We start from the raw sequence: 7,282 nt of genomic DNA, 5'->3' as shown, positions 1-7,282 counted from the left end.
CTGAACATGTCGAGAATTTTCAACGCGACTTCTTCCGCATGGTTGGCGGCCTTGTCTGGATTGTCGCCCAGGTTTTCCATCAGGATGATGAATTCGTCGCCGCCGATGCGCGAAACCGTATCGACGTCTCGAACTGCACCGGTAAGACGGTTTGCCACTTCTTTGAGCAACAGGTCACCGATCATGTGACCTTTGGAATCGTTAAGAGTCTTGAAGTTGTCCAAGTCGATAAAGAACAGGGCGCCGCACTGCCGGCTTCTCTGGCTGTAACGAATGGCGTGCTCGAGGCGATCCAACAATAGTCTGCGGTTTGGCAGTTTGGTCAATGGATCGTAGAAAGCCAGACGTTGAATCTCTTCCTGAGCCTTGTGACGTTCGGTGACGTCGGAGAAGTTGGCGACGAACTGGGTGATTTCGCCTTGTCGGTTGATTACGGCGGTAATCGTCAACCACTCTAAAAAGATGTCGCCGCTTTTACGCCGGTTCCAGATTTCACCTTGCCAGAAATGGTTGTTCAGGATGCTTTGCCACAGTTCGCGGTAGAAATCTTTATCTTGGACGCCCGATTTCAAGATGCGCGGCGTCAAGCCGATGACTTCATCCTGCTCATAACCGGTAAGTCTGCAGAAAGCCTTGTTGACTCTTAATATCCTGCCTTTGATATCGGTAATCATGATGCCTTCTTGGGTCTCGAAAGCAGTGGCCGCTATGTGCAGTGCTTCGTCCAAGGCTTTTTGGGCGGTAATATCGTTAAAGCTGACGACCGAACCTTCAAGACGGTTATCGATGTACATAGGTTGGCTGGAAACCGAAACTAATATTTCTTGCTGATCTTCTTTTTTGAAAATCATCTCCCCTTGGTAGGATTTTCCTTGAAGGGTAGCACTTTCGATCGGGCAGTTGTCATGCCTATCAAATAAAGGATTTTCGATACCGTGGAACAGTTTGTGTGCGTTTTTGCCGAGCAGCTGTTTTTCATTGAAACCGAGCAGTTTTTGGGCGGACGCATTGGCGGTCGTGATCATGCCTCGGGTGTCGGTAACATACAGCCCTTCACCCATGGTGTTGTTGATTCCTTCGAGATAACTGCGATAGTGGTTTTGTTGTCTTCTCGAACTTAAGATTCGCCATAGACCGTACGCAAACAGCAGCATGATCAAGGACATGATGGTGCCGTAAGACCAAAGACGCTGATAACTGGTGGTAATCTCGTCGGCTTGACCTAAAGAGATCAAATAAGACATGTTTTGGTGGTTAAGGTCGTGAATCGGGGTGAACGTCAGAACATAGTAGGTGTGGTTCAACGGATAAGCTTTAGCGAAAGCTTCGCCGCGTTCAAGATCCGTATTCAGGCTTGGATCTTCGTGTGCGATGCGGCTGACATCGTACATGGTTTGCGTCAGTGGTAGCGGTGTTTGCGGCAGAATTCTATAAGGGTCTTCCTCCAGCCATTGCGGCGAGATCGTACTCGGAGAATAGATGTAGGAGAATTGTTTGAAACGTTTGGCTTCTACCAGTTTTCGGTTGTAGAGAATGGTGAACTCGTGTTGCGGGTTGAATAAAGCGATCTCTTTGCGCAGCGACTCGAATTTCTGGCTGAGCTCGACACTGCCGAGATGACGGCCTTTATAGATAAGCGGGAAGACATGGCGTAGACCGGAAACGATTTTACCGCTTTCATACGCGGAAACCGGTTTTAAAGTCGCATTAGCTTTAACGACGGTCGGCCGTGCCTCGCTCAGATCGTCTCCGAATCTGTCCGGTTGGTGAAAACGCAGGAAACTTTTGTTGTCGGCCGTATGAAAATGCAACTGGAAGTGGCCGTCGTTTTGCGTGAGGCGTTTTTGGTAATAAGGATAAAGAAGACGATATAGATCGATTCGAGCCTGTTGTGCCTGCTTAGGGTCCTGGGCTTTATCCAACAGTTCAAGCACCGCCGGTTGGTTGATTTCAGATTGAAAACGGGCTTCGACACCGCGTTGAAACATCTTAGTGGCCGCTTGCCAGGCGATATTCTGTTTCGCGATGCGTTCGTCCAAATAAGCCTGGGTATCGGTTTTATAAACCAGATACAGACCCTGAAACAGAACCGTCCAGACCAGCAGGCTGATCATGATAGAAGTGAACAAGTCCTTGATGTTATTTTGTTTGTTATGACGGTTCCACATTATTTGGAACGCCTCAAGGTTGCATAGTCAACGTTGCTCTCGCGGTCAATGGTTTTAAGTTCTTCAAATAAAGCCATCGAAATCGGACTGAAACCGGTAGAGCCTAGTCCCCAAGATTCGCTTGGCTGGTATTCCAACATAGCCTTTTTCACCTGTTCAAGTTGTTGGGTCGACAGGGTGTCGGGATTGCCTGCAATAATAAATAACGGCATCGGCTGCGAAGTCTTGAGAATTTTTAGACCGAAATCGGCGTAACGTTTGGCGACGAATTTCGCCAAGCCGCCGATTTGATATTCATTGCGCATTAACGATAAAGCGACTTTTTCGTGAGAGCCGGTAAAGTGGTAGTCCATTTTCGACAAGTCCAGCCCTTCTTGCTTTAAAAGGCGTTCGCTGAGCAGCCAGCCGCAAGTCGAGAGGGGTTGTGTCAAAGCGACTTTGGGATTAGGAATATGCTTCAGTTCGCCAACGCTTTTGATTCCGTCAATTGGGGCGGCCAGCACACACTGATGATGTTCCAGTTTGGTTTGTTGGTTGACCGAAACCAGAGGATAGATTCGATCGGTTTGTTTGCCTAATTCAAGGTAGACCAAAGGGCCGAGTTCGACAAAGTCGACTTCACCTTTTTGAAAGGCTTTTAAAATCTCTTCGTAGTTGTGATAGAGCTTGACGATAACCGGGCGGTGCAAAGTCGTTTGAAGCAATTGCGTCAGAGACTGGCTTTTTGCCATATTCAGTTTTGCATTGCCCATCGGTAAGGGGGCAAAATACAAGGTTGAGTCGGTTTTTGGCTGTTCACCGGCATTGCCGTTGATGGAAAACAGCGTTATGAGGGAAGCCACCAGAAAAATGGAAATCCGTTCCAATATGGGTTTTATGTTCATTCTATTGAGAGGGTGGTGGTTCGGCACACTATTTAGTATTAAAAAAATATCTATCTGGCTGCCATACTAGCACAAATAAACAAAGAATAAAGCCCAAAAACCGCGTATTTATGGTGGGTTTTGCCTTTTTTTGATCTTCAATTTGAGGCAGGTTAAGTTTTTACCGTGTCGAGGTGTGTTAACTTGTGGTTATGTTATGCTGGCGGTAAAATCTTTCGATCCTTTTGGGCGAATAAGATTATGACTAAAAAGGTGCGAAACAGCCTGTTTATAAAGGTTTACGAGGGATCGAGCACGAACCGGAAGTCGTAATGTAAGCGACGGAATTGTGCTGTAGAAAAGTAATATGTAAAAGGGAACGGTATGGAAAAAACACAGGCACAGATCTTGAAGCACCACGGGGGCAACGGCGAGCATGCGAGGGAAATGATCACCTCCACCTATGAGCGACGTCACGACATCGAATTTTGGGAGTTTTGGAACGCTCAGATGGGAACGGTGATCAAACCGGGCGAAGGTCTGTTGGACTTGGGCGCGGGTATCGGTCAGTTTATGAACGATTTGGCGTTGCGCTATCCGCGAAACACGGTGTTGGGAATCGAAGCGGCACCTTATATGTTGACCGCTCAGATCGCGATGGCGGAAAACTGCCGTATGTTGAAAGACGACCTTAACGAACCGCAAGCGAATATTGCCGACGAAAGTCTGGCCGCCGTGATGGCGAATATGCTGGTTCATGAATTGCCTCAACCGGTCTTGATGTTTAAAGCGGTTTACCGTTGGTTAAAACCGGGTGGACGTTTCTGCATCATCGATTTGGTTCGTCAACCGCTGGCGGACTATCTGACGCATCGATATCCTGAAAAAACCTTGTGGACCGAAGAAGTTGGTCGCGACGAAGTCGAAGATGTTTTTGACCACTTCTTGGAACACAATCGTTATCATGCGGATGACATTCTGTTTATGTTGACCAGTTTAGGATTTAATGTGATCGAATGCACGCCACAGCGCGACGGCCGATTTGTACGCATTGTCGTCGAAAAATAAGTTCATTAATCGAACGGGGCGGCCTAAAAATAGGGCCGCTCAGTTCCTTTCCATTTTGCTGTTTTCAGGTTTTCTTCTTTAATTTTTCTTTAATCACTTGTTAATTTAAGTCGATAAACCACAGATGTTTCGCTTCTATAAATGGCCCTGCTTGCTTGGCCTTTTTAATCGCCGAAAAATTCTGAGGCGGCTCTGGATAAACGAATCCAATAGGCGTAAGCTAATTGGCAATTATCGAACACGGTTTTATTGCTGTCGTTATCCATTTACACCTTTCTAATCCGCAATCCGATAGGAGAGTTCCATGCCTTTTGAGACGTCTTTTTCTTCCTGCCGATTCATCCGATTTTTTAAAGATTTAGGGATAGAAGATATTCCTCTGGTGGGCGGAAAAAACGCCTCTCTCGGAGAAATGTATCAAAGCTTAGTGCCGCAAGGCGTACCGATTCCGAATGGGTTTGCTATCACTTCGGCCGCGTATCGCGCCATACTTGACGAAAATGATTTATGGACTAAGTTGCACGAGATCCTGGACCCGTTGGATGCCGAGAGTACTCAGGATTTGCAGCGTCGCGGCGCTCAAGCGCGTGAACTGATTTACAACGCTAAATTGCCCGATGCGCTGTATGAGGAAATGGTCGTTGCCTATGAAGCTTTGATTGCCGAATACGGACAACAGGTTTCTTTGGCGGTTCGCAGTTCGGCGACGGCCGAGGATTTACCGACCGCCAGTTTTGCAGGGCAGCAGGACACCTATTTGAATATTTCCGGCTTAAATGCCTACATCGATGCCTGTAAGCACTGTTTCGCGAGTTTATTTACTGACCGTGCGATCCACTACCGAATCGATCAGGGCTTCGGACATTTCGATGTGGCCTTGTCGATCGGTGTGCAGTTGATGGTACGTTCCGATATTGCGGCTTCGGGCGTTATGTTTTCGATCGATACCGAAACCGGTTTTAAAGATGTGGTGTTGATTACCGGTGCCTACGGTCTGGGTGAAAACGTGGTTCAGGGGGCGGTCGATCCAGACGAATTTTATGTGCACAAACCGACTTTTAATAAAGGTTTTAGAGGCGTGGTGAAACGCCATTTGGGCGCTAAAAAAATTAAGATGATTTATGCGACCGACAGCAATCGCCGTCAACCTGTCAAGAATGTGCCTACCAGCATGGCGGAACGTAAGAATTTCTGTATTACCGATCAGGAAGCGTTGAGTTTGGCGGATTACGCCATCAAGATTGAAAAGTATTACAGCGATAAAGCGGGAACGGAACGCCCGATGGATATGGAATGGGCTAAGGATGGTGTGACCGGCGGATTGTTTGTGGTGCAGGCACGTCCTGAAACGGTCGCTTCCCAGCGCAAAGGGTCGATTCTGGAGCGTTATGAATTAACTTCGACGCCGCCAAGTCCGATTGCAGTGGGGCGTTCTGTGGGCAGTAAAGTGGTCAGTGGACGTGCACGGGTGATTTCGTCGGTTGAGTTTTTGCATGAATTTCAGGAAGGCGAGATTTTGATTTCGGACATCACCACGCCAGATTGGGAGCCGGTCATGAAGAAGGCCGCCGGCCTGATTACCAACCGTGGAGGGCGGACTTGCCATGCTGCGATCATTGCCCGTGAGCTTGGTATTCCGGCGGTGGTGGGAACGGGAAAAGGCACTGAATTGATCAAAAACGGTCAGCTGTTGACGGTTTCTTGTGCAGAAGGGGACGAAGGGCGAGTTTATGAAGGTGAGGTGCCTTATAAAATCGTTCAGACCGACTTGGCCAGCTTAGAAAGTCCGAAGACCGAGATGATGATGAATTTGGGGAATCCGGAGCTGGCGTTTCAGCTGAATTCGATACCTAACGACGGTATCGGTTTGGCGCGGATGGAGTTCATCATTAATAACAGTATTCAGATTCACCCTCAGGCGTTGTTAAATCCACAGCTGGTCAGCAGTGAAAAGGAACGCGCTAAAATTGCCGAACTGACGGAAGGCTTCGCCAGTGGCGAGCAGTATTTTGTACAGAAATTGTCCGAAGGGATCGGTACGATTGCGGCAGGATTTTATCCTAAGCCGGTGGTGATGCGTTTATCCGATTTCAAATCCAATGAATATTCGGCGTTGATCGGCGGCAAGAATTTTGAAGCCAAAGAAGAGAATCCGATGATCGGATTCCGAGGTGCATCCCGCTATAACGATGCCGATTATAAAGCCAGTTTTGCTATGGAATGTTCGGCGATTAAACGCGTACGTGAAGTGATGGGCTTAGAGAATGTTATCATTATGGTACCGTTCTGCCGACGTCTGGAAGAGGCCAAGAGTGTCATCGACAATCTGGCCGAGCATGGATTGGTGCGCGGAGTGAATGGGTTGAAAGTATATATGATGGTTGAAATTCCCAATAACGTCTTGCTGATCGACGAATTTGCCGCATATTTTGACGGGTTTTCTATCGGAACCAATGACTTAACTCAATTGGTATTGGGGGTGGATCGAGATTCCGAAAAGGTGGCATTCGACTATGACGAACGTGATCCGGGCGTTAAAAAAATGGTTCAAATGGCGATTGAAGGTGCGCACCGACAAGGTAAACACATCAGCATTTGCGGACAGGCGCCGTCGGACTACCCGGAATTTGCCGAGTTTTTGGTGGAGATCGGTATCGATGCAATGAGTTTGAATCCGGATTCGGTTTTGAAAACCTTGCCGGTGGTCTTGTCGGCGGAAAAGAATCCTAAGGCTTCTAAGCGCGAGATAAATTTGCCTGTGGATAACTTTGGGATAAGTGGATAAACTACCGCGTTGATTTATTGTCCGAATGCGTTTTCTATGCGTTCGGGCACGGTTTGTTCGTCCAGCAGGGTCAGAACGTCGAACTGCATACCGGCATTTTGTAAGTCGGGGTGTTTGAGTAGAAAGTGCTGTGCGCATTGGATAATACGCTTTTGCTGCGGCGCGGTGACGAATTCCGCAGGGTGACCGTAATCGCTGGATTGACGGTATTTGACTTCAAAGAAGATCAGTTGGTTGCTTCGGCGGTCAAAACCGATCAGATCGATCTCGCCTCCGCGGCAGTGATAATTATGTTCAAGGAGTTCGATGCCTTGTTGACGTAACCACGCCGCCGCCTGCTGTTCCTTAGTGCGTCCGATGAGTTTGCTTTTAAGGCGTTGCAGGACTTTCATCGGATA

General features: G+C 47.9%; 5 protein-coding genes. 2 read left to right on the top strand and 3 right to left on the bottom strand.

Features of this window, described 5'->3' with window-relative positions:
• Both ABY044_RS05965 and ABY044_RS05960 read right to left on the bottom strand, forming a co-directional pair.
• On the bottom strand, window positions 1-2,168 hold a 2,168-nt coding region (locus tag ABY044_RS05965; RefSeq protein WP_373019170.1), incomplete at its 3' end, for a PAS domain-containing protein.
• Window positions 2,168-3,010 (bottom strand): PhnD/SsuA/transferrin family substrate-binding protein, encoded by an 843-nt coding sequence (locus ABY044_RS05960; protein WP_373019168.1) that lies wholly within the window; start codon window positions 3,008-3,010, stop codon window positions 2,168-2,170. The genes ABY044_RS05965 and ABY044_RS05960, both read right to left, overlap by 1 nt.
• 405 nt (window positions 3,011-3,415) lie before the next feature.
• Between ABY044_RS05960 and ABY044_RS05955 the strand changes: the two genes are divergently transcribed.
• Together ABY044_RS05955 and ppsA are read left to right on the top strand one after the other, a co-directional pair.
• The gene (locus ABY044_RS05955) at window positions 3,416-4,099 is read left to right on the top strand and encodes a trans-aconitate 2-methyltransferase (RefSeq protein ID WP_373019166.1); all 684 of its coding nucleotides are present in this window, start codon (window positions 3,416-3,418) and stop codon (window positions 4,097-4,099) included.
• A gap of 304 nt (window positions 4,100-4,403) precedes the next feature.
• Window positions 4,404-6,884 carry a phosphoenolpyruvate synthase gene (ppsA, locus tag ABY044_RS05950; protein WP_373019164.1) on the top strand — a complete coding sequence of 827 codons (2,481 nt, stop codon included), beginning with the start codon at window positions 4,404-4,406 and terminating at the stop codon, window positions 6,882-6,884.
• Window positions 6,885-6,898: 14 nt separating this feature from the next.
• On the opposite strand, the gene ABY044_RS05945 is transcribed toward ppsA, so the two are convergent.
• Entirely contained in the window at window positions 6,899-7,276 is a 378-nt protein-coding gene (locus ABY044_RS05945) for a YraN family protein (protein WP_373019162.1), read from the bottom strand.
• Window positions 7,277-7,282 lie beyond the last annotated feature (6 nt).

The organism is Thiomicrorhabdus sp. (assembly GCF_041583835.1).
In the GTDB taxonomy this organism is placed as follows: Bacteria; Pseudomonadota; Gammaproteobacteria; order Thiomicrospirales; family Thiomicrospiraceae; genus Thiomicrorhabdus.
Note: the sequence above shows the minus strand (reverse complement) of the source record. Positions and strands in the feature narration are given on the sequence as shown.